The organism is Achromobacter sp. SX5 (assembly GCF_056711425.1).
This window is the reverse complement of sequence record NZ_CM160041.1, coordinates 3379409-3402871: the sequence shown is the minus strand read 5'-3', so window position 1 is coordinate 3402871 and position 23463 is coordinate 3379409. Positions and strand designations below refer to the sequence as shown.

At 69.0% G+C, this 23463-nt stretch carries 20 protein-coding genes; 7 read left to right on the top strand and 13 right to left on the bottom strand.

Annotation, left to right across the window (positions count from 1 at the left end):
* Positions 1–11: 11 nt before the first annotated feature.
* From AC1M14_RS15965 to AC1M14_RS15955, 3 genes are all read right to left on the bottom strand, one after another.
* A complete protein-coding gene (locus AC1M14_RS15965; protein ID WP_479730000.1) occupies positions 12–821 on the bottom strand; it encodes an aminoglycoside phosphotransferase family protein in 810 nt (269 codons plus the stop codon).
* Positions 822–882: 61 nt separating this feature from the next.
* A complete protein-coding gene (locus tag AC1M14_RS15960) occupies positions 883–2136 on the bottom strand; it encodes an MFS transporter (protein WP_479729999.1) in 1254 nt (417 codons plus the stop codon).
* The gene (locus AC1M14_RS15955) at positions 2133–3452 is read right to left on the bottom strand and encodes an amidase (protein WP_479729998.1); all 1320 of its coding nucleotides are present in this window, start codon (positions 3450–3452) and stop codon (positions 2133–2135) included. Before AC1M14_RS15955 ends, AC1M14_RS15960 begins: the two co-directional genes overlap by 4 nt.
* 226 nt (positions 3453–3678) lie before the next feature.
* Here AC1M14_RS15955 and gcvA point away from each other — a divergent pair, with 226 nt between their 5' ends.
* Entirely contained in the window at positions 3679–4566 is an 888-nt protein-coding gene (gene gcvA / locus AC1M14_RS15950; protein ID WP_102771466.1) for a transcriptional regulator GcvA, read from the top strand.
* Positions 4567–4573: 7 nt separating this feature from the next.
* Here gcvA and AC1M14_RS15945 read toward each other — a convergent pair whose 3' ends face one another.
* Positions 4574–5008 (bottom strand): NUDIX hydrolase, encoded by a 435-nt coding sequence (locus AC1M14_RS15945; protein ID WP_102771465.1) that lies wholly within the window; start codon positions 5006–5008, stop codon positions 4574–4576.
* Positions 5009–5184: 176 nt separating this feature from the next.
* On the opposite strand from AC1M14_RS15945, the gene AC1M14_RS15940 reads away from it, so the two are divergent.
* From AC1M14_RS15940 to AC1M14_RS15925, 4 genes are all read left to right on the top strand, one after another.
* Positions 5185–6060 carry a LysR family transcriptional regulator gene (locus AC1M14_RS15940; protein WP_479729997.1) on the top strand — a complete coding sequence of 292 codons (876 nt, stop codon included), beginning with the start codon at positions 5185–5187 and terminating at the stop codon, positions 6058–6060.
* A 128-nt stretch (positions 6061–6188) separates the two neighbouring features.
* Positions 6189–6974, top strand: a complete 786-nt coding sequence (locus tag AC1M14_RS15935; protein ID WP_479729996.1) for an aldolase — start codon at positions 6189–6191, stop codon at positions 6972–6974.
* Positions 6975–7020: 46 nt separating this feature from the next.
* Positions 7021–8355: an MFS transporter gene (locus tag AC1M14_RS15930; protein WP_479729995.1), complete on the top strand. Its 1335-nt coding sequence runs from the start codon at positions 7021–7023 to the stop codon at positions 8353–8355.
* Positions 8352–8945, top strand: a complete 594-nt coding sequence (locus AC1M14_RS15925; RefSeq protein ID WP_479729994.1) for a DsbA family protein — start codon at positions 8352–8354, stop codon at positions 8943–8945. Before AC1M14_RS15930 ends, AC1M14_RS15925 begins: the two co-directional genes overlap by 4 nt.
* Before the next feature lie 17 nt (positions 8946–8962).
* Here AC1M14_RS15925 and AC1M14_RS15920 read toward each other — a convergent pair whose 3' ends face one another.
* The 9 genes from AC1M14_RS15920 to AC1M14_RS15880 form a co-directional block, all read right to left on the bottom strand.
* A complete protein-coding gene (locus AC1M14_RS15920; protein ID WP_479731810.1) occupies positions 8963–10624 on the bottom strand; it encodes an HAL/PAL/TAL family ammonia-lyase in 1662 nt (553 codons plus the stop codon).
* Between the two features lie 156 nt (positions 10625–10780).
* Positions 10781–11875, bottom strand: a complete 1095-nt coding sequence (locus AC1M14_RS15915; protein ID WP_479729993.1) for an MBL fold metallo-hydrolase — start codon at positions 11873–11875, stop codon at positions 10781–10783.
* On the bottom strand, positions 11868–13205 hold the full coding sequence (locus AC1M14_RS15910; protein WP_102771458.1) for an MFS transporter: 1338 nt from the start codon (positions 13203–13205) through the stop codon (positions 11868–11870). Before AC1M14_RS15910 ends, AC1M14_RS15915 begins: the two co-directional genes overlap by 8 nt.
* Positions 13206–13295: 90 nt before the next feature.
* Positions 13296–14432 (bottom strand): acyl-CoA dehydrogenase family protein, encoded by a 1137-nt coding sequence (locus AC1M14_RS15905; RefSeq protein ID WP_102771457.1) that lies wholly within the window; start codon positions 14430–14432, stop codon positions 13296–13298.
* A 9-nt stretch (positions 14433–14441) separates the two neighbouring features.
* The gene (locus AC1M14_RS15900; protein WP_479729992.1) at positions 14442–15644 is read right to left on the bottom strand and encodes an acyl-CoA dehydrogenase family protein; all 1203 of its coding nucleotides are present in this window, start codon (positions 15642–15644) and stop codon (positions 14442–14444) included.
* Between the two features lie 11 nt (positions 15645–15655).
* Positions 15656–16831, bottom strand: a complete 1176-nt coding sequence (locus AC1M14_RS15895) for a CaiB/BaiF CoA transferase family protein (RefSeq protein ID WP_479729991.1) — start codon at positions 16829–16831, stop codon at positions 15656–15658.
* A gap of 37 nt (positions 16832–16868) precedes the next feature.
* Positions 16869–18524, bottom strand: a complete 1656-nt coding sequence (locus AC1M14_RS15890; RefSeq protein WP_111825388.1) for a urocanate hydratase — start codon at positions 18522–18524, stop codon at positions 16869–16871.
* Between the two features lie 11 nt (positions 18525–18535).
* A complete protein-coding gene (locus AC1M14_RS15885; RefSeq protein ID WP_479729990.1) occupies positions 18536–19627 on the bottom strand; it encodes a DUF917 domain-containing protein in 1092 nt (363 codons plus the stop codon).
* A gap of 206 nt (positions 19628–19833) precedes the next feature.
* Positions 19834–20724 (bottom strand): LysR family transcriptional regulator, encoded by an 891-nt coding sequence (locus AC1M14_RS15880; RefSeq protein ID WP_102771454.1) that lies wholly within the window; start codon positions 20722–20724, stop codon positions 19834–19836.
* Between the two features lie 101 nt (positions 20725–20825).
* Here AC1M14_RS15880 and AC1M14_RS15875 point away from each other — a divergent pair, with 101 nt between their 5' ends.
* Together AC1M14_RS15875 and AC1M14_RS15870 are read left to right on the top strand one after the other, a co-directional pair.
* Entirely contained in the window at positions 20826–22181 is a 1356-nt protein-coding gene (locus AC1M14_RS15875) for a dihydroorotase (RefSeq protein ID WP_102771453.1), read from the top strand.
* A 12-nt stretch (positions 22182–22193) separates the two neighbouring features.
* Positions 22194–23456, top strand: a complete 1263-nt coding sequence (locus AC1M14_RS15870) for a Zn-dependent hydrolase (RefSeq protein WP_111825386.1) — start codon at positions 22194–22196, stop codon at positions 23454–23456.
* The last annotated feature ends 7 nt before the right edge of the window (positions 23457–23463 follow it).

The window sequence follows — 23463 nt, the reverse complement described above, 5'->3', positions numbered from 1 at the left end:
CGCCGGCGGAATCAGCGCGACAGCAGCGCCTGCGCCTGGGCCGCGATGTTCAGGTCGATGGCGGCGTCGTCGCCATCGTTCAGGTACCAGGCGGCGGACAGCCCGCACCAGGCCACCACCCATTGCAGCAGCCGGCGGCGCTCCAGGCCGGCTTGCCCGGCAACGATTTCCAGGCGCCGCTCGAAGCGGCCGGGCACGATGGCCACCGGCGGTTCGGGGTCCGACAGGTCCGGGTTGCAGAAGATGTTTGCGTAGTCGAACGCGCGCTCGCCATACAGGCGCTTGGGATCGATGACCAGCCAGCCGCGAGCGCCGAAGTTCAGGATGTTGTCGTGGTGCGCGTCGCCATGCAGCACCGCCAGGTCCCGCTGGCTGTCGAGCAGGACGCGGGCATGGCGGGCGCTCTCGGCCAGGATGCCGCCGCGCGCGCGGGCGGCGGGCCAGAGATCGGCGAACCAGGACTCCAGCGGGCGCAGTTCGGGCAAGGGCTTGGCCCGCGGCGCGTGCAGTTCCTGAAGCACGCCGCAGATGATGCGCGTCGCCTCGTCGTCGCGGCCGTTGCGCGCATACTCCGCCAGCGAGCGGCCGCCGGTGGCGCGCTCCAGCACAATGGCCTCGTCGTCGTGCGCGAGCACGCGCGCCGCGCCGTGCCCGTCCCACCAGCGCATCAGCACGCCGCCCTGTTTTTCATCTTCCTCGTGAGAGACCTTGAGCATGGCGGGCTGGCCGCGATGCAGCACCGGCAGCAGCCGCGCCGCATGGGTGACGATGGGGGCGCCGTCGGGCGTCAGATTCCAGCGGGACAGGTAGGCGTCGAACATGGCAGCCGTGGCGGTCTTGATCGGAAGGCCTATGGTAGTGGAAGCGGCGCTCGGCTCCGGCTCAGCGCGCGCCGCGACCCGGCAGCAGCCCGGTGAGCGCCGCGGCCAGCAGATTGACCGCGGCGCTGATGGTGATGGGCAGCGCGTAGCCGCCGCGCAGGTCATAGGCGTAGCCGGCCGCAACCGGGCCGATCAGGGTGCCGAACGCCACGCTGGTGTACAGCACGCCGATGATGCCGCTGACATGGCGGCCGCCGAAGTAGTCCATGACCACGGCAGGCAGCAGCGCGACCCAGCCGCCGTAGAACAGACCGAAGGCCAGCGCGAACAGCGCCAGCGTCCAGAACTGGCCGCAGGCGCCCCATAACGCCAGCGTCGCCGCCATGCCGGCATACATGGCGGCCAGCGACGCGCGCCGGCCCAGGCGGTCGGCCAGCGCGCCCAGCAGATAGCGGCCGGCCGTGCTGCCCGCGCCTATCGAGCCCAGCAGCAGTACGGCGAGCGCGGGCTCGATGCCCCGGTCCAGGGCGTAAGGAACCAGATGCACGAAGGGGACGAATACGCCGAAGGCGCCGGCCAGGCAGGCCAGGTACAACAGGACGAAAGCCTTGCTGCGCACCGCCGTCCGCACCGGCAGGCCGGGCGCCGCCGTGCGCGTCGCGTCGGCGGGCCGCGGACCGGCTGCGCCGTCGGGCAGCAGGCCGCGGTCCGCGGGAGAGTTCTCGATCCAGCGCGCCGCCGCGCAGCCGGCCAGCGCCACGCCCGCGGCCAGTATCAGATACGCGCCGCGCCAGCCCCAGTGGTCGATCAGGACGGCCGCCAGTGCCGGCACCAGCAGCGTGCCCACTCCGATGCCGCTGACCGCCAGTCCCGACGCCATGGCGCGGCGGCGTTCGAACCAGCGCTGCACCGCGCCGACCACCGGCACGTAAGAGCAGCCTATGCCCAGTCCGACGCCCAGGCCATACGCCGCGTAGACCTGCGTCATGTTGCGCGCCGCGCCCGCCAGCGCGAGGCCCGCCGCCAGCAGCAGCATCCCGGCCACGGCCAGCCGTCGTGAACCGTAGCGGTCGGCCAGCGGACCGCTGATGGCGCCGAAGCCGAAATACAGAAAACCCGCCAGCGAGAACACCAGCGATACTGCGCCGCGGGTGGCGGAGAACTCCTGTTGCAGCGCCTCGACGAAAGCGCTGAAAGAATACGCGCTGCCAAAGCCGAGCAAGGTAATCGCAAAGGCGGCGGCCACCACCCGCCATCCGTGGAAGATCGGTGCGGCGCGGCTGCGGCCGCCCAGCGGTTGCGCGGGGGTGGTCATTCGGCGTACTCCCGCGGGCGGCTCAGGTGCCAGCGCGTCGCCGCCTGGAAGGCGGCGCCCAGGCGCAACAGCGTGGCCTCGTTCAAATGAGCCGCCACGAGCTGCACGCCCATGGGCATGCCTGCTTCGCACAGTCCGGCGGGCAGCGTCAGGCAGGGATGGCCGGTCATGTCGAACACGCAGGTATAGCGCTGCAACGCGGCCACCAGCCCTGGCTGGCGGCCCAGCGTGCTGACGGTGGCCAGCGTCAGCGGGGCCATCGGCTGCACCGGCGTCAGCAGCGCATCGACGCCGCCGAACAACGCGTCCACCTTGCCGCGCAAGGCCATGCGCCGCAGCAGGATGCGCTGGTAGTCCGTGCCGGACAGCGCCAGCCCCGCGTCCAGCACGGACGCCAGGACCGGGCCGTAGTCGGCGTTGCGCGCGGGATAGCTGGACGCGTGCGCCACGGCCGCTTCCACCGCGCAGTTCGGCGCCCAATCGCGTACGGCCTGTTCCGCGTCGGCGGCCGGAAAGCGCAGCGGCACCAGCGTCGCGCCCAGTTCCTGGAACACCTGCGCTGCGGCGGCCGTCATGGCCAGCGTCTGCGCGTCCGCGCCGTCGCCGTTCCAGTCTGCGTCGATGCCGATCCGCAGTCCTTGCGCCGGCTCCCCGGCCAGCCGGACGTAAGGCGGCACGGGCGCCTGCAACGCGGTCGGGTCCAGCGGGTCGGGACCGGCGATAGCCTGCAGCAGCACCGCGGCGTCGCGCGCGCTGCGGGCCATGACACCCATGTGATCCAGCGACGGCGCCAGTTCGAAGGCGCCGTGGCGGCTGACGCGGCCCCAGGTCGGCTTGATGCCCGTCAGCCCGGCGGCGGCGCTCGGCCAGCGGATCGAGCCGCCGGTGTCCGAGGCCGTCGCGCCGAAACACAGGCCCGCCGCCGTCGCCACCGCCGATCCGCTGGACGAGATCCCGGTCCAGTAGGCGGCGTTCCATGGGTTGCGCGGCGGCGCGATGTCGGGATGGTGATCCGAATAGGCGCCCTCGGTCATCTGCAACTGTCCCAGCAGCACCGCGCCCGCCTCGCGCAGCCGGCGCGTCACGGTAGCGTCGTAGTCCGCCGGCTTGTCACGGTGAAGCACGCCGCCGGCGGCCGTCGGCACGCCTTTGCGCCGGAACAGATCCTTCAACGCGATGGGCACGCCGTGCAGCGGACCGCGATAGCGGCCGGCGCGGATCTCGGCCTCGGCCGCCTCGGCCTCGCGCAGCGCCGACGCCGCCGTAACGCGGGCATAGCTGCGCAAGACGCCGTCCAGTTTTTCGATTCGCTGCAATTGGGCGCGCGTGACCTCGACCGGCGACGCGTCGCCCGACCGGATCAGCGCGGCCAGCTCGGTCAGTTCCAGTTAATGGGGGGCAGCGCCCGGCTTGATGGCTGGTAGGGAGTTCATCTATGCTTTATCTAACGTGTACAAGGGCAAGGACTGCAAGTTAATCCCTGGAAACAAGCCCGTACAAGCCATGATTTCTATGCTTTTCGCATTAGAAAAACTAAACATTGTGTCGCCATCCAGATTGCCTCCGCTAAACGCTTTGCGCGCCTTCGAGGCCGCGGCCCGCCACCTGTCGGTAAAGGCCGCGGCCGAGGAACTGTGCGTGACGCCCGGCGCGGTCAGCCAGATGGTCAAGACGCTAGAGCAGCATCTGGGCGTGGCGCTGTTTCTGCGCATGAACCGCCGCATCCAGCTCACCGACGCGGGCCGCGATTTTCTGCCGCCGGTGCGCAACGCCTTCCGCCAGATACTCGCGGCCTCGGCGCGCGTCGCCTCGCCGCCGGCCAGCCGCGTTCTCGTGGTCGGCACCACCGCGTTCTTCGCCTCGGCCTGGCTGATCCCGCGGCTGGCCGATTTCCATGCCCGCCATCCCGAAATCGATTTGCAGATCGTCACGGGCAACGCCCTGGCGGCGTTCGGTCGCGACGGCGCGGACATCGCGATCCGCCACGGACTGGGCCGCTATCCGGGCTTGCAGAGCGAACACCTGTTGACCGTGGCGGTCGTGCCCGTGGCCGCGGCCGGACTCGTCGCCACCCTGGGCATGCCGCGCAGCGCGCGCGACCTGCTGGACTGGCCGCGCGTGCACGATCAGGCGCGCAGCGGCTGGCAGCTATGGTTCGCGGCCCAGGGCGTCGAAGACGCGGGTATGCCGAGAGGTCCGGCCTTCGACGACGGCGGCCTGCTTCTGAAAGCGGTCGCCGCGGGGCAGGGCGCGGGCCTGTTGCCGGCCGCGATGGTGGCCGACGAACTGGCCTCGGGCCGCCTCGTGCAACTGGCGGACCAGGCCAGGCTGGAAGAGTTTGCGTACTACCTGGTCTGGCCGGGCAGGGCCGCGCTGCCGGACAAGGCGCGCGCGTTTCGCGACTGGCTGCGGGAATCGGGCGCCCGATGAGCGCGCCTCAGGCGCTGCCCGCCGCGGTCAGCGCCGCAGCCCGCCGCGCCAGTTCCGCCACGCCCAGGCTGGTGGCCAGCGTATGCCGTTCCAGCTCGTGCAGCGGCACCCAGCGGGCCTCGCTGGCGTCGTCGCCGGCGACGGGCTCGCCCGACCGCCAGCGGCACAGCACCGCGATCAGGATGAAATGGCGGCGCAGCGCGCCCGACTCGTCGCGGTCGAACACGTCCACCGCGTCGAACACCTGCACCGGCTCGGCGCGCACACCGGTTTCCTCCAGCAGTTCGCGCGCGGCGGCGTCCTCGATGCGCTCGCCGGCCTCGATCTTGCCGCCGGGAAACGCCCAGCGGCCCGCATCGGGAGGATTGGCGCGGCGTACCAGCAGCACCTGGCCGTCGCGCACCACGGCCGCGATCGTGGCGGGAATGGGATGTGTGGTCATTGCGGAGTGTTATTTGAGCGCCGGGCCGGGATACGCCGCGCGGACCTGCCTGTCGTGTTGACCCGTTCATCATATGACAGTAGCGCAAATCCCCGTGGTGCCGGCCTCGATTCCTGGTGCACACTGTCGCCACGCGCCGCCACGAGCGCATGCGATCGACAACAGGGGCTTGCAGCATGGACACACCGGACCGGCAGTTGCGCTATTTCCTGCGGATAGCCGAATTGAAATCGCTGTCGCGGGCGGCGGAGGAGCTGGATCAGACGCAGTCCGGACTCAGCCGGCAACTGGCCGCGCTGGAAGCGCACGTGGGCAAGCCGCTGTTCACGCGCACCGGGCGCGGGGTGGAACTGACCGAGGCCGGGGCCCGCCTGTTGGACGGCATATCGCCGGCCTACCGCAGCATCGACCGTACGCTGGAGGCGGTGCGCCAGCGCGAGGGCGTCACCCAGGGGACGGTCCGTCTGGCCACGGTGCATACGCTGAGCTATTACTTCATGGCCGAGGTGGTGGCCAGTTTCGTCAGCAGGCATGATCACGTGAATCTTTCCGTCATGGGCCGCAGTTCGCCCGAGGTGGTGGCGCTGGTGGAAAGCGGCAAGGCGGACGTGGGCTTCGTCTACGATTCGGCGGTCGCCTCGGACAACCTGGCCTCGACCACGCTGTTCGACGACGATATGTGCCTGATCGTGCAGGGCGGCCAGCCGTTGGTGGACAACGCGGACCTGGCTGGCATGAGCCTGCGGCTGGTCGGTTTTCCGCCGCATTACGCCCTGCGCAAGATGATCCACAGCGCCGGGCTGGAGCCCGAGTTCGTCGCCGAGGCCGAGACCATAGACGCCATGCTCAAGCTGGTGTCTTCCGGGGTGGGCGCCTGTATCCTGCCTTCGCGCATCCCCGACAAGCTGCTCAACGACTACGGCCTGCGCAAGGTTCGCATCCACAGCCCGATCCTGCGGCGGCGCGTGGTCGCCATCACGCTTGCGCGCCGCCAGCCTTTGCCTCTGGTGAGCGGCCTGTTGGCCAGCGCCGTCCGCATCGCCCTGCAATAGCCCGGCGGCCGCCTCGGGCGGCGCGCCGAATAGCAGCTATGACCCTGGCTGCATGGCTGGATTGCGCCGCGGTTTCCATACTGTCGGTACTGCGCGCGCCGTGCGCCGCAGGCATAACAGGGGAAGACATGAATACCGCGTTAAGGGAAAAATCCTACTTCGACACCCGCGCCACGCAGGAAATGGCGCGCCATCTGCATGCCGTGCCGCGCAGCATCCAGGAGACCATGGCCTACGCCTGTCGCATCCTGGCCATGACCGAGCAGGAGGCCGGCCTGGCCGGGCAGATCAGCATGCGCTCGCAGCGGCCCGGCGCCTATTGGACGCTGCGCTTCGGCCTGGGCTTCGATGAAGCCACGCCGGCCGATTTCATCGAGGTCGACCGCGACCTGCACACGCTGACGGGCGAGGGCATGGCCAATCCGGCCACGCGTTTTCACCTGTGGGTCTACGAGGCCCGGCCCGACGTGCAGTCGATCATCCACACGCATTCGCCCTGGGCCTCGGCGCTGGCGGCGGCCCGCCAGCCGCTGGTGGTCGCCCAGATGGACATGACACCGCTGCATGACGATTGCGCCTTTCTGGGCGAATGGCCGGGCGTGCCGATCGCGGACCAGGAGGGCGTCATCATCTCCCGGGCGCTGGGCGCCAAGCGGGCCATCATCCTGGCCCACCATGGCTATCTGACGGCGGGCCAGTCCTGCGAAGAGGCGACCTACCTGTCGGTGTACCTCGAACGCGCCGCCCGCATGCAGATCCGCGCCCAGGCGTTCGGCCCGCTCACGCCCGTGGACGATGCGCTGGCGCGCGAAGCGCACGACTACCTGCTCAAGCCCTCGATCGTCAACGCGACGTTCAACTACTGGGCCCGGCAGACGCATGGCGTCGCGTCCCTGCCGCTGCCGGCCGCCTGACGCCGCTGCGCGGCATTCCTCCAGACACTTTTCGGGGAGTCACGACATGATGACGACCAAGCCTGCGGCTGCGCGCTCGCGCCGCGAATACGTGACGGCCGGACTGGCCAGCATGATGGGCACCACGATCGAGTGGTACGACTTTTTTCTTTATGGCACGGCCGCGGCGCTGATCTTCAACAAGATCTTCTTTCCGGCCTTCGATCCGCTGACCGGTACGCTGGCGGCGTTCGCCACCTATTCGGTGGGTTTTTTCGCGCGGCCGCTGGGCGGCGTGATCTTCGGCCACTACGGCGACAAGATAGGCCGCAAGTCCATGCTGCTGATCACGCTGCTGCTGATGGGCGTGCCCACGATACTGATCGGACTGATTCCTTCCTACGAGCAGATCGGCTACTGGGCCGCGGTGCTGCTGGTGCTGATGCGTTTTCTGCAAGGCATCGCGGTGGGCGGCGAATGGGGCGGGGCGGTGCTGATGGCGGTAGAGCACGCTCCCAACGGCAAAAAGGGCTTCTTCGGCAGCCTGCCGCAGGCCGGCGTGGCGCCGGGCCTGATCCTGTCGTCACTGGCGATGGGGGCGGTCGCGTCCCTGCCCGAGGCCGACATGCTGGCCTGGGGCTGGCGCCTGCCGTTTCTGGCCAGCGTGGTGCTGCTGCTGGTGGGCTGGTTCATCCGCGTCAAGGTGGCCGAATCGCCGGACTTCGAGCAGATGCGCGACAAGGGCGCCAAGGTCGAAGTGCCGGTGGCCGAGGTGCTGAAAAACCATCGCCGCGCGCTGCTGGTGGTGGTGGGCGCGAGGCTGGCGGAAGTGACCTGGTTCTATACCGTGGTGACGTTTTCCCTGGCCTACGCGACCGGCACGCTGGGCATCCCCCGCTCGGTGATGCTGGACGCCACCATCTGGGGCGCGGCGCTGGCGCTCATCACCATGCCGCTGTTCGGCATGCTGGGCGACCGCATCGGTCACAAGTGGGTGTTCATGGCCGGCACCATCGGTATCCTGGTGTGCGCGCCGCTGTTCTTCCTGTGGCTGGGCAGCCGTGAGACTGGCTGGATCATTGCGGCGGTGTGCCTGGCGATCGGCCTGGTGTATGCCTGCCTGTACGGGCCGGAGGGCACACTGTTTTCCAGCCAGTTCCCGGCCCATGTGCGCTATACGGGAATTTCGCTGGCGGTGCAGGTCGCCGGCGCCATCGGCGGCGGGCTTGCGCCCATCGTGGCGACCTGGCTGCTGGCCAAAGGCGGTGGCGATCCCAAGTACGTGGTGTGGTATCTGGCGCTCCTGGGGCTGGTCGCCCTGTACAGCGCCTGGCGCATGCGCAGCGAAGCCGCTGCGCCCGTGCTGCGCGTGCCGGCCCGCACGGACCTGAGGACGCCATGAAGACCATCGACTATTACTTCTGGATGAATTCGGACTGGGCATTCCTGGGCGCCGACCGCCTGGAGGCGCTGGCGGCCAGGCGACAGGCGGCGATCCGCTACCTGCCGGTAGACCTGCCCGAGGTCTACGCCCGCACCGGCGGCATATTGCTGGGCCGGCGCGCGCCAGAGCGCCAGGCCTACCGCGTGACGGAACTGGCGCGCTGGTGCCGCAAGCTGGGCATCCACGTCAATCCGCAGCCGGCCCACATGTGCCCGGACGCCAGCCTGGCCTCGCGCATCGTCATCGCGGCCGACAGCGCGGGCCTACCGGTGGCGGCCCTGTACAAGGCCATTCTGAAAGCGCAGTGGTGCGACGAGCAGGATATTTCCGACCCAGCCGCGCTACGCGCCATCGTGCAGCGCGAGGGCCTGGACGCCGCGGCGCTGCTGGAGGCGGCGGCGCGGCCCGAAACGGAGGCAGCCTATCGGCGCAACACCGATGCCGCGGTGGCAGCCGGGGTATTCGGGTCGCCGTCCTACGTCTATCGCGGCGAGCTGTTCTGGGGGCAGGACAGGCTCGACATGCTGGAGGAGGCGGTCGCGGCCTAGGCGGCGCGCCGCCCGTTTCACCGCGCGGTCGCGCCTGCTTCGGCCTGGCTGCGGCCGCGCGCCAGGAATTCGGCGGCACGCACGATGTCGACGTCGTTGCGGCGGTCCTCCGCCATGTAAGGAACCTGCTTGCGGAACTCGCGCCACAAGGCCCCGGTGCCCGCACCGGTCTTGAAATCGGGCTGTTTCGCAATGCGCAGGTCCACCGCCTGGGCGGCGTGCATCAGCTCCACCGCCAGCAGCGTCGTCATGCGGTCGACCTGGGCGGCCAGCCTGCGTCCGGAGGCGGGCGCGTTGGTGCCCACGTCCTCGATGTTTCCGGCCTGGGGCTGCACGTCGGTCGACATCGGCATGGACAGCGTCCGGATCTCCGCCGCCAGCGAGGAGACGGTTTTCTGGATGGGGCCATAGCCGATCGCGCCGTTGCCCGGGCTCAGAAACCTCGGCAGGCCGGTGAAGCCCGGGTCCGTCAGCCTGAGCGTGCGTTGCGTCGACAATTGCGCCACCTGGGACAGGGCCACCGTCATGCCCTGCAGGGGCAGCGCCCAGCCGCTGGGATCGAATCCGGCGCTGGGCAGCACGGCGCCGCGGACGGGCCCTTCGGTGACGTAGAACTGGCGCTCGTAGGGCTGCGCCGTCTCGGGCGGGCGGGCGTCCAGGGCCACGGTGGGATTGTCGTCGGAACTGTTGATCTGCAGCTGCAGCTGCCGTTGCAGCAGGTCCAGCATGTCGCGCGCCGCGCCGTGCGCCTGGCTCACCGTGCGAAAGCTCAGCGGGTCCTGCAGCGGCCGCTGGGCGTCCTGCTGCCAGAGCGAACTGCCTTGCAGCATGGCCGTCATGTGCTGCGCCGTGCGCAGTTGCCCGCCGTAGGGGCGCTGGGCCTGCGCGGCCGGCAGTATCGGCGCGAGATTGCCGTTCAGGCCTTCCAGCGACAGCGCCGCGACCGTGTCGGCCTGCGTCAGCAGCCTGGCGGCGTCCAGCGCCGCCAGCGATGCGACGGCGGCGCCATAGGCGTTCGAACTGACGATGGACAGCGCGTCCTTGCCGAAGGGCCGCACCGGCTCCAGGCCGGCCTGGCGCAGCGCCTCGGCCGCGGGCAGGCGCCGGCCGCCATAATAGGCTTCGCCTTCGCCCGTCATGGCCAGTCCGATCTGCGGCAGGATCGTGATGTCCGCTTCCCCGACCGAGCCTTCGCCGAACATGACGGGAGTGATCCCGCGGTTGATGAATTCGGCGTACCGGCGCAGCACCGCCGGCTGCATGCCCGAACCGCCGAACAGGGCGGTATTGAGCCGGATGAGCATCGCCGCGCGCGTGACGTCCTGCGGCGATTCGGCGCCGTAGGCGGCGCTGTGCGAGCGCAGCAGGTTGCGGTTGAACTGTTCCGACAGCTTGCGGACCTCGGCCGAAATCTCGCTGCCCTCGAAAATGGTCTGGTCCTTGTTGAGTCCGACGCCGCGGTTCAGGCCGTACACGGGACGTTCCAGCCGGGCATACGCGAGCAGAAGGTCGTACGAACGCTGGGCCCGCAGCATGGCGTCGTCGGCCAGGGTCACGCCGCAGCCCCGCCGGGCCACGGATTCGACCTGCGCCAAGGTGAGCGAGCGGCCGTCGAGCGCGACCGGATCGCAGGCGGGGGCGGCGGTCGCCGCGGACGCAAGCAGGGCCGCCAGCAGCATGGCCGCAGGCAGGGCGGCGCGCGCAGGCGGGGCGAGGGCGGGGACGGGATGGCGATTGCAGTCGGGCATCAGGACTCCTGGCGAGAGGAAATGGGCGTGGCGCCGCCGCGGGCGACGGAGAGGCCCGCGGCGATGGAGGTCGAGGCGTTGCCGGTGCTAAGGGCGGGCCTGGCCGCGCAGCGGCAGGCGCAGCAGGTCCTGGCCCAGCACGACCGGGCCCGAGAAGGTCTGGCGGGCTTTTTCCCAATGTTCGGGGGGCGCGTCGCCGGGCACCAGATGCGACAGCACCAGCGTCTTGACGCCCGCACGGGCGGCCACTTCGCCGGCCTGCTCGGGGGTGGTGTGCGCTTCCAGCAACTGTTTGGCCAAGGCCTGCTGGCGCGCGTTCCAGGGCTTGGCGCCGACGATGTGGTCGACCCAGGCCGGATCGATCGCCTCGTGCACCAGAACGTCGGCGCCGCGCGCCAGCCTGATCAGGTTTTCGCTGACCGCGGTGTCGCCCGAGAACACCACCGAACCCGCGGCGGTGTCGAAACGATAGGCGAAGTTGGGATACACCAGCCCGTGCGGCACCAGCACGGCGCTGACCTTGACGCGCTCATCCTGCCAGACGGGGAACGGTTCCATCGGTGGCGCCGGGTCCGTGTTCGGGTCCCGCACCACGCCGGCCGGCACGGCGATATCGTGCGCGTCGAAGAACTGGCGGATGTCCGGGACGCCTTCGCTGCGCACGCGTATGTTGAGGTCGGCCGACATGCCGGCGACGACCGATTCGACCAGATCGCGGGTTCCGGCCGAGGGGTTTTCGGCATGGATCACCGGATCGTCCTTCATGCCGGGCGCCAGCGGCGGCAGCACGCCGCGGCGTCCGGGGCCGTAGATCTGCATTGAGGCCTTGGCCCGGCGCCGGGCGCTGGGGTCGTACATCAACAGCGTGGCCAGGTCGATGACATGGTCGGTGTGCAGGTGCGTGAAGAACAGCGCCTGCTCCGCGCCGGGCTTGACGCCGGCGCGCCGCAGCTGGCGGTAGGCGCCCGAACCCAGATCGACGATATAGGCCCGGCCGTCCACCAGCACCGCCGACGAGATTCCATGGGGCGAGTCCTCGCCGTACCAGGTCGGTCCTCCGGCCACGCCGAGCAGGACCAGCTCGGCCGCGGGCGGGGGTTCGGCCGCGAGCGGACCCGAAGCCAGGCTCGCCAGCGCGAAGGCGGCGGCGATCAATGTCTTGCGTGCTTTGGCGTTAAACATGGCGGCTCTGCGGAAGAAGGGTCAACGCGACCAGCGCAACCGCGCTGGCGCCCATTACATACAAGGCGGGGGCGAACGCGATCCCCGTGGTGTAGGTGATCCAGGTCAGGATGGCGGGGGCGAAGCCGCCCAGGACGGTGACCGCCGTGTTGTACGACAGGGACATGCCCGAGGAGCGCACCGCGGTGGGAAAGACCTCGGACAGCGCCGCCGGCGCCACGCCCACATACAAGGACACCATCAGGCAGAACAGCGACTGCACCACGATGAGCGTGCCCTGGGTATGCGAGTCCCGCAGCCACATCATGAGCGGATAGACGGCGAGCAGCATGATGAGGGCGGCCACGCGCAGCACGTTGCGGCGGCCGTAGCGGTCCGACAGCGTGCCGGCGAAGACGCAGCCCCCGATCAGGAACAGGTTGCCCACCAGGGCGGCCAGGAAGGCTTGCGAACTGGAAAAGCCCATCGACTTCTGTACGTAGATGGGCATGAAGATGATCAGCGCATAGGGGCCGATGGCCCACAGCACGGAGATGCACAGGCCCGTCAGCAGCTCTTTGGGATAGTCGCGGATCACCGACAGCAGCGGCGTTTTGACGGGCTTGCCCTGGCGGGCCTGGCGCGCCTGTTCCTCGCGGAAGTGCGGCGTTTCGTCCAGCGCCCGCCGCATCCACAGGCCGACCGGCGCGATCGCCAGGCCGATGATGAACGGCACGCGCCAGCCCCATTCGCCCACCTGCTGTTCGGTCAGCAGCGTGGTGACCAGGGTCGCGACCAGCGCGCCCAGCAGGTTGGAGATGCCCATGCTGGCCTGCAGCCACGAGGCGTATTGGCCGCGCTTGCCTTCGGGCGCATGTTCGACCAGGAAGGCGGTGGCGCCGCCCACTTCGCCGCCGGCCGAAAAGCCCTGCAGCACCCGGCCGCACACGATGAGCAGCGGCGCGCCCACGCCGATCGCCGCATAGGGAGGCGCGGCGGCGATGAGCAGCGTTCCCAGGGCCATCAGCATGATGGTCAGCGTCAGCGCCGCCTTGCGGCCGGCGCGGTCGCCGTAGGAGCCCAGCACCAGCGCGCCCAGCGGCCGCACGACGAAACCCAGCCCGAAGGCCAGGAACGACGCCATCAGCTGGACCGCCGGATCGGAGTTCTGGAAGAAGTTCTGCCCGATGTACACCGCGAACAGGGCATAGACCGTGAAGTCGTACCATTCGAGCGCATTGCCGGCCGATGCGGCGATGACCGCCTTGCGTCCGCTGTGCATGCCGGCCGCTGGAGCGGACTCATGGTCCGGCATGGCGGCGGCTCCCGGGTTGAGCGTGATGTCTTTCATTTTTTCCCCATCGAGGTCGTGTGCGCCTGTATGACGCTATATGTATCGCCTGTGGCTCTCCCGCCTCGGGCGGGAGAGGGTTTTCGCTTGCTACGCTGGCCGGCTCGAGGCCAGTTCGGAAAGATGGTGCTGGCGCGAGCCGAACCGGGCCTCGATCACCGTCACCCGCTTGAAATGCGCGCCGACCTGCAATTCCTCGGTCATGCCGATGCCGCCATGGAGCTGGATCGCGCCCTGGCCGACGATGCGCGCGGACCTGCCGACCTGCGCCTTGGCCATGGAAAGCAGCCGCGTCGCCTCCGGCAGGCCTTCGGCCAGCGCCATGTTGGCCGCCAGGGTGAGCGAACGGGCTTCTTCCAGCGCCGTGTACATGTCCACCTGCCGGTGCTGCAGCGCCTGGAAGGCGCCGATGGCGCGCCCGAACTGCTGGCGCACTTTCAGATAGGCCAGGGTGGCGTCGTGCATGGCCTGCATCGCGCCGACGGCGTCGCCGCACAGCGCGCCGATCGCGTGCGCGTACAGGTCGTCCAGCACGGCGGCGCCTTCGTCCGGCCGGCCCAGCACGGCGGCCCGGTCGATGCGCACGTCGTCGAAGCGCAGGTGCGCGGCGTTGCCGCCGTCCAGCCTGCGGAAGGCGCGCTGCGTCACGCCCGGGGCGTCGGCCGGCACCAGGAACAGGGTGATGCCGTCGCGCTCGCCCGGCTGGCCGGCGGTGCGCGCCGACACCATGAACGCCTGTGCGCCCGGCGCGTCCGACACCGTGTGCTTGGCGCCCTGCAGCACGTAGCCGTCGCCGTCGCGCCGCGCTTTCATGGCGACGGCGTAGCGGTTTTCGTGCGCGCCGGCCTCGCGGTGGGCCAGCGCCATTCTGTAGTCGCCGCGGGCAAGCGGGCCCAGGCAGGCTTCGCGCTGCGCCGGGCTGCCGTGGCGCAGCAGGCAGCCCGCGCCCAGGACGGCGGTCGCCAGGTAGGGCTCGCCGGCCAGCGCCTTGCCCAACGCCTCCATGACGATCATGGCCTCCACCGGCCCGCCGCCGATGCCGCCCAGGTCTTCCGGCAGCAGCAACGCCAGCCATCCCAGTTCGGCCATCAGCGTCCAGTCTTCCGGCGCATAGCCGCGGGCGCTGGCGACCAGGCGCCTGCGCCGTTCGAAATCGCCGCAGTCGCGCACGTAGGCCTCGGTGCTGTCCCGCAGCATGCGCTGCACTTCATTGAACGAAAAATCCATCGTCGTCTCCTACAGCGCCAGCACGTGCTTGGCCAGAATGTTGCGCTGGATTTCGTTGGACCCGCCCCAGATCGTGACCTTGCGCAGATTGAGGTAGAGCGGCCCGGCGGCCGCCGCGAAATCCGGACCCAGCGCGTCGGCGTCGGCGCCCGTTCCGTCCAGCAGCGCTTCGTCCAGGGCCAGCGCGTCCGCGCCCAGGCAGTCCATGGCCAGTTCGCTGATCGACTGTTCGATTTCCGTGCCGCGTATCTTCAGGATGGAGGCGGCGCTGCCGGGACTCTGGCCCGCGTTCATGGCGCTAAGAAAGCGCAGCTCGGTGTATTCCAGCGCGCACAGCTGCGTTTCCAGGTCCGCCACGCGCAGGCGCAGGGCAGGGTCGTCCAGCCGGCAGCCGCCCATGCCGTCGGGCAGGCGCTGCGCCACGCCCTTGACCCGCGACAGCAGGCGTTTGGAGCGGGCCACGCCCGAGATCACGAAGCGCTCGTGTTCGAGCAGGAACTTGCCGTAGGACCAGCCGGCGCCTTCTCCGCCGACCCGCTGGGAAGCCGGAACCCGCACGTTGTCGAAGAACACCTCGTTGACTTCGGCGTCTCCGTCCAGCATGCGGATGGGGCGCAGGCTGATGCCGGGCGAGCGCATGTCCAGCAGCAGGAAAGAGATGCCCTGCTGGGGGCGTTCTTCCTTGCTGGTGCGCACCAGGGCGAACATCCAGTCGGCCCATTGCGCCCAGGTGGTCCAGATCTTGGAGCCGTTGACGATGTAATCGTCGCCGTCGCGCACGGCCGTCGTGCGCAGCGAAGCCAGGTCCGAGCCGGACCCCGGCTCGGAATAGCCCTGGCACCACCAGTCACGGTTGGCCAGGATGCGCGGCAGAAAGCGCGCCTTCTGCGCTTCGTCGCCATAGGTGTAGATCACCGGCCCCACCATGTTGACGCCGAACTGCACCAGCGGCGGACAGGGCTGCGCGCCATACTCCTGCTGGAACAGATACTTCTGCACCGGGCTCCAGCCGGGCCCGCCGTACTGCTCGGGCCAGTTCACCGCATACCAGCCGCGCGCCGCCAGGACGTCCTGCCAGCGCACGTAATCGCTGCGTTCCAGACGCAGCCCCAGTTCCACCTTGCGCCGGATATCGCTCGGCAGGTTCTGCGCGATGAAATCGCGTACTTCGCAGCGGAATCGCTCTTCTTCCGGGCTGAACCGCATTTCCATTCCGTTTCTCCTCAGATCACGCCCGCCGCGCGCAGGCCGTCGATGGCCGCGGCGTCCATTCCCAATACGTCGGCGAGCACCGACGCGCTGTGCTGCCCCAGCGTCGGCGCGCCATCCAGCCTGCCCCGCGCCACCCCGGAAAAATGCACCGGCTGTTCGACCAGCTCCACCTCGCCCAGCACGGGGTGGAGCGCGCGGGTGGCCAGCCGCCGCACGCGCGCCTGTTCGCTGTCGATCGCCTGGGCCGTGTCCTGGATGGGCGCGGCGGGTACGCCGGCTCGCGTCAGGGCCGCCACGGCCTCTTCCACGCTTTGCGTCGTGCTCCACGCCTCGATCAGCGGCCGCAGCTCGGCGTCGTTGCGGCTGCGCTCGCCGTCGCTGCCGAAGCGCGGATCGGCGGGCAGGTCGGGCCGGCCTATGGTGTCCGCCACCGCCTGGAACAGCTTGTCGTTGGCCGCCGCGATGACCAGGTGCCCGTCGCGCGCGGCGTAGGCGCCGAAGGGCGAGCTCAGCGGATGCCGGTTGCCGACGCGCACCGGCGGGACGCCGCCGAACAGGTACTGGGCCAGCGCGGTGGGCTGCATGGCCAGCAGCGCATCGAACATGGCCACATCGATATGGCGGCCGCGTCCGCTGCGTTCGCGGTCGTACAGGGCGGCCATGATTCCCCAGGCGGCGAACATGCCGGCGCAGATGTCGCCGACCGACTCGCCGATGAGCGTCGGCGCGCCGTCGGCCTCGCCGGTCAGGCTCATCATTCCGCTCATGGCCTGCGCCACCACGTCGTAGGACGGCCGCCCCGCGTTGGGGCCGTTCTGGCCGAACCCGGAGATGCTGCAATACACCAGGTCGGGTTTGCGCCCGGCCAGTTCGGCATAGCCGATGCCCAGCCTGTCGGCCACGCCGGGCTTGAAGTTCTCGATGACCACGTCGCTTCTGGCGGCGAGTTCGCGCGCGATGCGCTGGCCCTCGGCATGCTTCAGGTCGAGGCGCACGCTTTTCTTGCCCCGGTTGTTGAGGATGAAGTTGGTGCTTTCGCCCTGGACCATGCGGCCCATGTGCCGCTGGTCGTCGCCTTGCGGCGGTTCGACCTTGATCACCTCGGCGCCCAGGTCGGCGAGCATCGCGGTGCAATAGGGCCCGGCCAGCACCCTCGTGAAATCCAGCACCCGCAAGCCTTGCAGCATTTTGTTTTCCATGTCGCCAGTCGCCATGTCCGTGGAATCAACGGCCGCCCGCGGCGGTATCGATGCGGGCGATTCCCTTTTTGTTCACCTCGTCCAGGGCCTCTTCGTAGCCGGCGTCCGCATAGCGCAGCACGCCGCTGGCCGTGTCGTTGGTCAAGGACAGGCGCAGCCGCTCGTCGGCAGCGCTGGAGCCGTCGGCCACGACGGTGACGCCGGCGCTGGTCATGTAGCCGCTGTATCCGCCGCCGCCCGAATGGATCGCCACCAGGTCGGCGCTGGACGAACAGTTGATCATCGCGTTGAGCAGCGGCCAGTCGGCAATGGCGTCCGAGCCGTCGCGCATGTTTTCCGTCATGATGTTGGGGTGGGCCATCGCGCCGGCGTCCAGGTGGTCGCGCGTGAAGGCGACCGGCGCGCTCAGCTCGCCGTCGCGAACCATCCGGTTCACCTCCAGCGCCAGTTCGGTGCGTTCGCCGTGGCCCAGCCAGGCGATGCGCGCGGGCAGCCCCTCGAACGGCACCTCTTCGCGCGCCAGCCTGATCCAGTTGGACACGATGAAGTTGTCCGGAAAACGCCGCAGCAGGAAATCGTCGATCTTGCGGATGTCTTCGGGGTCGTTGGACAGCGCGATCCAGCGGAACGGGCCGATGGCGCGCGCGAACAGCGGCCTCAGGAAGGCTTCCGTGAAGACCGGGATCTCGAAGGCGCGCTCGACGCCGCCCTGGCTGGCGTGGGTGCGGATGAGGTTGCCGTTGTCGAACACCACCGCGCCGCGGTCCTTGAAGCCCAGCATCGCGGTGACGTGGCGCACGATGGACTCGCGGCTGGCGTCCATCAGGCGGGAAACGTCGGTGCGGCGCAATTGCGCCACCTGCTCCAGCGTGTAGCCGGCGGGGATGTAGCCGTAGACCAGGTCATGCGCCGACGTCTGGTCCGTGACGATGTCCGGCACGATGCCGCGCGCCAGGATCTCCGGATAGACGTCGGCGGCATTGCCCAGCAGGCCCACGGAAATGGGCTCGCGGCGGGCCTGCGCCTGGCGGATCAGTTCCAGCGCTTCGTCCAGCGAGTCCGCGCGCCGCTCCAGGAAGCCGGCCTTGATCCGTTTTTCGATGCGTTCGGGATTGATCTCGACCGTGAGGATGGCGGCGTTCGCCATGCGGCCGGCCAGCGGCTGCGCCCCGCCCATGCCGCCCATGCCCGCCGTCAGGATGAAGCGGCCGCGCAGGTCATTGCCGAAATGGCGCTCGGCGATGCGCGAAAAGATCTCGTAGGTTCCCTGGATCACGCCTTGCGAGCCGATGTACTGCCAGTCTCCCGCCGTCAGCCCGCCCCAGCAGATCAGGTTGTCCCGTTCCCACTGGTAGAAATTCTCGGCCCGCGCCCATTGGCCGACCATATTGCAGTTGGCCATGATGACGATGGGCGCCTGCGGATGCGTGCGCAGCACGCCGATGGGCTTGCCCGACTGCACGATCAGGGTCTGGTCTTCTTCCAGGTCGAGCAAGGCCTGCACGATGGCGTCATGCGAAGGCCAGTCGCGCGCGGCCCGGCCCAGCGCGGCATAGACCACCAGGTTGTCGGGGTCCTCGCCCACGGCCAGCACGTTCTCCAGCAGGCGCAGCAAGGCTTCCTGGCGCCATCCTTTGCAGCGCAGCGCATTGCCGCCGGGGATATTGAATTCGCGTTTCACGTCGGTGTTCCTCAGGGTGCCAGTGCGTAGTCGGTGAAGTTCATGCCCAATGCCTTTTCCACGATCGGATAGACCGAGGGATCGGTGACGCTGGAAGACAGGGGGATGTGTTGCTTGCTGACGTGCAGGATGCTGACCCCCAGGCCCGGGCGCAGCTTTCCGGCGCTTACCGGGTTGCCGTCGGCGTCCAGCGTGGTGATGACGTCCGGATAGCAGGCGATGCGTTCGCCGTGGGCGTCGGTCACCGCCATGTGTTCGTTCATCACGTGGATCACGCGCTTGCCCGCGCCTTCGCCGATTTCCACGGTGCCGATGTCGAAGGCTTCCTCGGTGTATTGCAGCGTGTTGCGCACGACCTTGCCCGAGCCGATGATTTCGCCGGCAGTGGCCTTGCAGATGGCGTCGATCACGGCGGTGCCGCCGCGCGGTTGCGCCGCGAGTATGGCCTCGCCCAGCGCCAGGGCCTTGCTGATGCCGCCCAGCGCCGCATGCCGGCGCACATACGACGCGCGTATCGGGTTGCGGCAGCTTGCGATGAAGCCGCCCGCCATGTCCGCGGCCTTGCGCAGCACCGGCGACACCTTGCCGGTGGCGCCGTGGACGGTCAGTTCGATATAGGAGTTGCTGGCGCGATTGCCGCCGACGGCGCACTGGATCATCGGCTCGGGGCTGCCCGCCATGCCCAGCGAGCCCATGTCGCCGGTGGGGTGGGCGCGGATGTCGCCCACGGCGTCCACGACCTTGGTGCCCAGCACCGCCGAAGGCAGCCAGCCGTTGAGGGTGCTGGACATGCCGTTCTGGCCGATGATCAGCCCGTACACGGGTTCGCCCAGCGCGTCCTGCAGCCGCTGCGCGGCCTTGACGTAATCGATGCCCAGCATCTGCCAGTCGGTCAGTCCGCCCGGGGCGCCGATGGCCGCGGCCGTGGCGATCCAGGCGTCGTCCGGCACTTCGTCCATCGAGACCAGTTCCGGCCGGCCGATGGTGACCGCCATCGAACCCAGTTCACGGCCGTGCTCGGCCCAGCCGCCGCCGCCGCAGGCGAATACCGAGCCGCCCCGGACCGCCGCCTCGACATCGCGCATAGTCAAGATTCTTCCCATGATGCCTTCCTCCCGATTGCTGTTGAAACCTTCCCGCGCGTTGGACACGGGATAGACGGGGGCATCATAGGAATCAAATTTGATAATGTCGTATTACCTTTTATGCCTTATGCATAACATCACGTTAATCGATGGCGGCCGCCAGAGTGGGGGAGTCAACCCACGGCCTGATGCCCTAAGGGATATCCCCAGTGCAGTGGCCGGCGCTAGGCGTCCTGGTCGAGGTTGTGCAGCACGTTGATGAATGCCAGCGCCAGCCGCGACAGCGGCTGCAGCTGCAGATGGAACACGTTGACCGGGGCGTTCACCGTTCCGCTGATGGGCACGGTGACCACTTCTGACCAGATCGGCCCGGCCACCGTGATTTCGTCCACCAGCGCCACGCCTGCGCCCGCCTGCACCAGGGCGCAGGCGACGTGGGCCTGCTGGACTTCGATGCGCGGCTCGGGCTGCGCCTCTTCGCCGCCGAACAGTTTGTTGATCAGTATGCCGAACGGAATGTCGGCGCTATAGCCGATCAAGGGCTCGTTGACCAGGTCGCGCACCGTCACCTTGCCGCGCGCGGCGAGGGGATGGCCCTTGGGCAGCACCGCCACGATCTTGTTTTCGTACAGCGGCTGCCAGGCCAGGCTCGGGTGGTCCACGGGCATGTACGCCACGCCCAGCTCCACCTGCTGCGTCAGCAGGGATTGCTGCATCACGGCGGGAATCAGCGTCTGCAGCACGATGCGGACCTCGGGAAAGTGGCGGCGGAACTGCGCGATGGCGCGCGGCAGCAGCGACTGACCCAGGCTGGGGCTGCAGGAAAGGCGCAGCTGGCCCTCGCGGTTTTCCGCCAGGTTGTCCGCCACTTCGTTGACCCGCTGCACGTTCTGGTAGAGGGCCGTGACTTCCACGAACAGCCGGCGCGCCTCCGGGGTGGGGTAGAGCCGGCCCTTGATGCGCTGGAACAGCATCAGGCCCAGGCGCTGCTCGGTATAGGCGATCAGCCGGCTGACGGCCGGCTGGGACACGAACAGCAGCTTGGACGCGCCGCTGATGGAACCGCTGAGCATGATGGCCCGGAAGACCTCGATCTGCCGCAGATTCAATTTCATCCGATTAACCTGATGTTAATTGCTACATACATATAAGCATAAGACGTTTTGGATGGTCGCTCACTACACTTCCTGCACTCAATCAAGGAATGGATGCGGTCATGAGCGATTTCGATTTGGTGGTGCGCGGCAATATCGTCGATCCGGACGCGGTGGCGGCCGACGCCTGGCTGGCGGTTCGGGACGGGAAAATCGCGGCGCGCGGCGTCGGCGAGCCGCCCGCGGCGCGCGACAGCGTGGACGCGCGGGGGCAGTGGATCGTGCCCGGGGTGGTGGACGGCCAGGTACACGCGGGCAGCCAGCAGAACCAGGAAGGGCTGGGATGGGCTTCGCGCGCGGCAGCCGCGGGCGGGGTCACGGTCATGGTGGACATGCCTTACGACGACCCGCAACCGGTGGCGTCGCGTCCGCAGCTGGACGCCAAGATCGCCGAAGCGCAGCGCGACTGTCACGTGGACGTCGCGCTGTTCGGCACCCTGAATACCGAGCACGGCCTGCAGGCCGCGGCGGGACTCATCGAAGGCGGCGTGTGCGCGTTCAAGTTCTCCACCTTCGAAGCCACCCCGGGGCGCTTTCCCCGCATCGAAGAGGACGACCTGTATGAGGCGTTCCGCCTGATCGCGCCGTCGGGCCTGGCCTGCGGCGTGCACAACCAGATGCAGGAACTGACGCGCAAGAACATCGCGCGCCTGGTCGACGCCGGCGACACGGGCTGGGACGCCTTCATGCGCGCCCATACGCCGCTGATCGAAAACCTCGCCACGGCGCTGATCTACGAGATCGGCGCCGAGACGGGCGCGCGCGCGCACGCCGTGCACGTGTCGACGTCGCGCGGGTTCGAAATCTGCAACATGTATCGCCGCAGCGGCCATCGCGCCAGCATCGAGACCTGCGTGCAGTACTTGATGCTCAATCATGAGGAACATACCCGCCGTTTCGGCGCCAAGACCAAGCACTACCCGCCGATCCGGCCCAAGGCCGAGGTGGACCTGCTGTGGACGCACATCGCCAACGACGAATGCACTTTCGTCTCGTCGGACCATGTGAGCTGGGGCCTGGAGCGCAAGCAGAATCCCAACGTCTTCAAGAACTCGTCCGGCGGCCCGGGCCTGGAAACGCTGCTGCCGGCATTCTGGACCGGCTGCGAAGAGCATGGCATCGCACCGTCCATGGTGGTGCGGCAGTTGAGCCGCAACCCGGCGCAGCACTTCCTGCTCGACGACCGCAAGGGCACGCTGGAAGTGGGCAAGGACGCCGACATCGTCATCCTCAAGCCGGAACGCTACGCCTACGACCCCGCGACCAGTCTCTCGGCGGTGCAGTGGAGCTCGTTCGAGGGCCGGGAATTCACCGTGCGCGTGGCCGGCACCTGGTGCCGCGGCCAGCAGGCGTACGATGGCCGGCGCATCGTCAACCAGAAGGGCGATGGCCGTTTCCTGCGGCCGCGCAGCGCCTGAGGAGGCGGGAATATGTCAGCCGAATTTCCTCCCCTGAACGCGCAGCGTCTGTGGCGCCGCGTCGAGACCCTGGCCGGATTCACCGAACCCGGCGTTCCCTGGACCCGGCGCGCGTTCTCGCCCCTGTTCACCGAAGCGCGAAACTGGCTGCGCCAGGAATTCGAGGCCGCGGGCCTGCAGGTCGGCCTCGACGCCGGCGGCAACCTGACGGGACGCAGGGCCGGGCGCGACCCTGGCCGCAAGCCGATATCCACCGGCTCGCATTGCGATACGGTGTCCGGCGGCGGCCGCTTCGACGGCATCATCGGCGTACTGGCCGGCATCGAAGTCGCCCACGCGATGCGGGAACATGGCGTCGAGCTGGCGCATCCGTTCGAGGTGATCGATTTTCTTTCCGAGGAGCCCAGCGACTACGGTCCCTCGTGCATCGGCAGCCGCGCGTTGAGCGGCAAGCTGGACAGCGCCATGCTGGCCGCGCGCAACCCGCAGGGAGAAAGCCTGGCCGAGGGCCTGCGCCGCATCGGCGCGGACCCGCAGGCGCTGCATGCGCCGTTGCGCGGTCCGGGCGGCACCGCGGCGTTCGTCGAACTGCACATCGAACAGGGCCCGGTGCTGGAAAGCCGCCGCATACCCATCGGCGTGGTCACCAACATCGTCGGTATCCGCCGGGTGCTGATCACCGTGGACGGGCAGCCGGACCACGCCGGCACCACGCCCATGGACATCCGCCGCGACGCCCTGGTGGGCGCGGCCCGGTTCATCGACGCCGCCCACCGTCGGGCCAGCGCGTTGAATGGCGCGCCCCATTACGTGGTCGCCACCGTGGGGCGCCTGACCTTGACGCCCAATGCCGCCAACGCCGTGCCGGGCAGGGTGGAGATGGTGCTGGAGGTGCGCAGCGACAGCGACGCCGTGCTGGACGGCTTTCCGGAGGCGCTGATGGACGAGGTGGGCGACGGCCTGAAGGCGCTGAGGCTGACCGCGTCCATGACGCCGGTCAGCCGCGCCGCGCCCACCGATTGCTCGCCGCTGGTGATGAGCGCGGTCGAAACCGCATCGCAGCGGTTGGGATATGCCTCGATGCGCCTGCCCAGCGGCGCCGGGCACGATGCCGTCTACATGGCGCCCACGGGGCCGATGGGGATGATCTTCATCCCCTGCCTGAACGGGCGCAGCCATTGTCCCGAGGAATGGATCGAGCCCGAGCAGCTGCTGGATGGCGCCCGCGTGCTGTACCAGACGGTGCTGGAGCTCGACTCCGCGCTGCGGCGGTGAGGACGCC

Bases quoted from the DNA above. Each gene is read 5' to 3' on its own strand.
- AC1M14_RS15935 (WP_479729996.1), top strand. From the start codon at position 6,189: ATGAATACCGCGTTAAGGGAAAAATCCTACTTCGACACCCGCGCCACG.
- AC1M14_RS15895 (WP_479729991.1), bottom strand. From the start codon at position 16,831: ATGCTGCAAGGCTTGCGGGTGCTGGATTTCACGAGGGTGCTGGCCGGG.
- AC1M14_RS15900 (WP_479729992.1), bottom strand. From the start codon at position 15,644: ATGGAAATGCGGTTCAGCCCGGAAGAAGAGCGATTCCGCTGCGAAGTA.
- AC1M14_RS15945 (WP_102771465.1), bottom strand. From the start codon at position 5,008: ATGACCACACATCCCATTCCCGCCACGATCGCGGCCGTGGTGCGCGAC.
- AC1M14_RS15940 (WP_479729997.1), top strand. From the start codon at position 5,185: ATGGACACACCGGACCGGCAGTTGCGCTATTTCCTGCGGATAGCCGAA.
- AC1M14_RS15925 (WP_479729994.1), top strand. From the start codon at position 8,352: ATGAAGACCATCGACTATTACTTCTGGATGAATTCGGACTGGGCATTC.
- AC1M14_RS15905 (WP_102771457.1), bottom strand. From the start codon at position 14,432: ATGGATTTTTCGTTCAATGAAGTGCAGCGCATGCTGCGGGACAGCACC.
- AC1M14_RS15965 (WP_479730000.1), bottom strand. From the start codon at position 821: ATGTTCGACGCCTACCTGTCCCGCTGGAATCTGACGCCCGACGGCGCC.
- AC1M14_RS15920 (WP_479731810.1), bottom strand. From the start codon at position 10,624: ATGCTGCTGGCGGCCCTGCTTGCGTCCGCGGCGACCGCCGCCCCCGCC.
- AC1M14_RS15885 (WP_479729990.1), bottom strand. From the start codon at position 19,627: ATGGGAAGAATCTTGACTATGCGCGATGTCGAGGCGGCGGTCCGGGGC.
- AC1M14_RS15930 (WP_479729995.1), top strand. From the start codon at position 7,021: ATGATGACGACCAAGCCTGCGGCTGCGCGCTCGCGCCGCGAATACGTG.
- AC1M14_RS15915 (WP_479729993.1), bottom strand. From the start codon at position 11,875: ATGTTTAACGCCAAAGCACGCAAGACATTGATCGCCGCCGCCTTCGCG.
- AC1M14_RS15870 (WP_111825386.1), top strand. From the start codon at position 22,194: ATGTCAGCCGAATTTCCTCCCCTGAACGCGCAGCGTCTGTGGCGCCGC.
- AC1M14_RS15910 (WP_102771458.1), bottom strand. From the start codon at position 13,205: ATGAAAGACATCACGCTCAACCCGGGAGCCGCCGCCATGCCGGACCAT.
- AC1M14_RS15960 (WP_479729999.1), bottom strand. From the start codon at position 2,136: ATGACCACCCCCGCGCAACCGCTGGGCGGCCGCAGCCGCGCCGCACCG.
- AC1M14_RS15875 (WP_102771453.1), top strand. From the start codon at position 20,826: ATGAGCGATTTCGATTTGGTGGTGCGCGGCAATATCGTCGATCCGGAC.
- AC1M14_RS15880 (WP_102771454.1), bottom strand. From the start codon at position 20,724: ATGAAATTGAATCTGCGGCAGATCGAGGTCTTCCGGGCCATCATGCTC.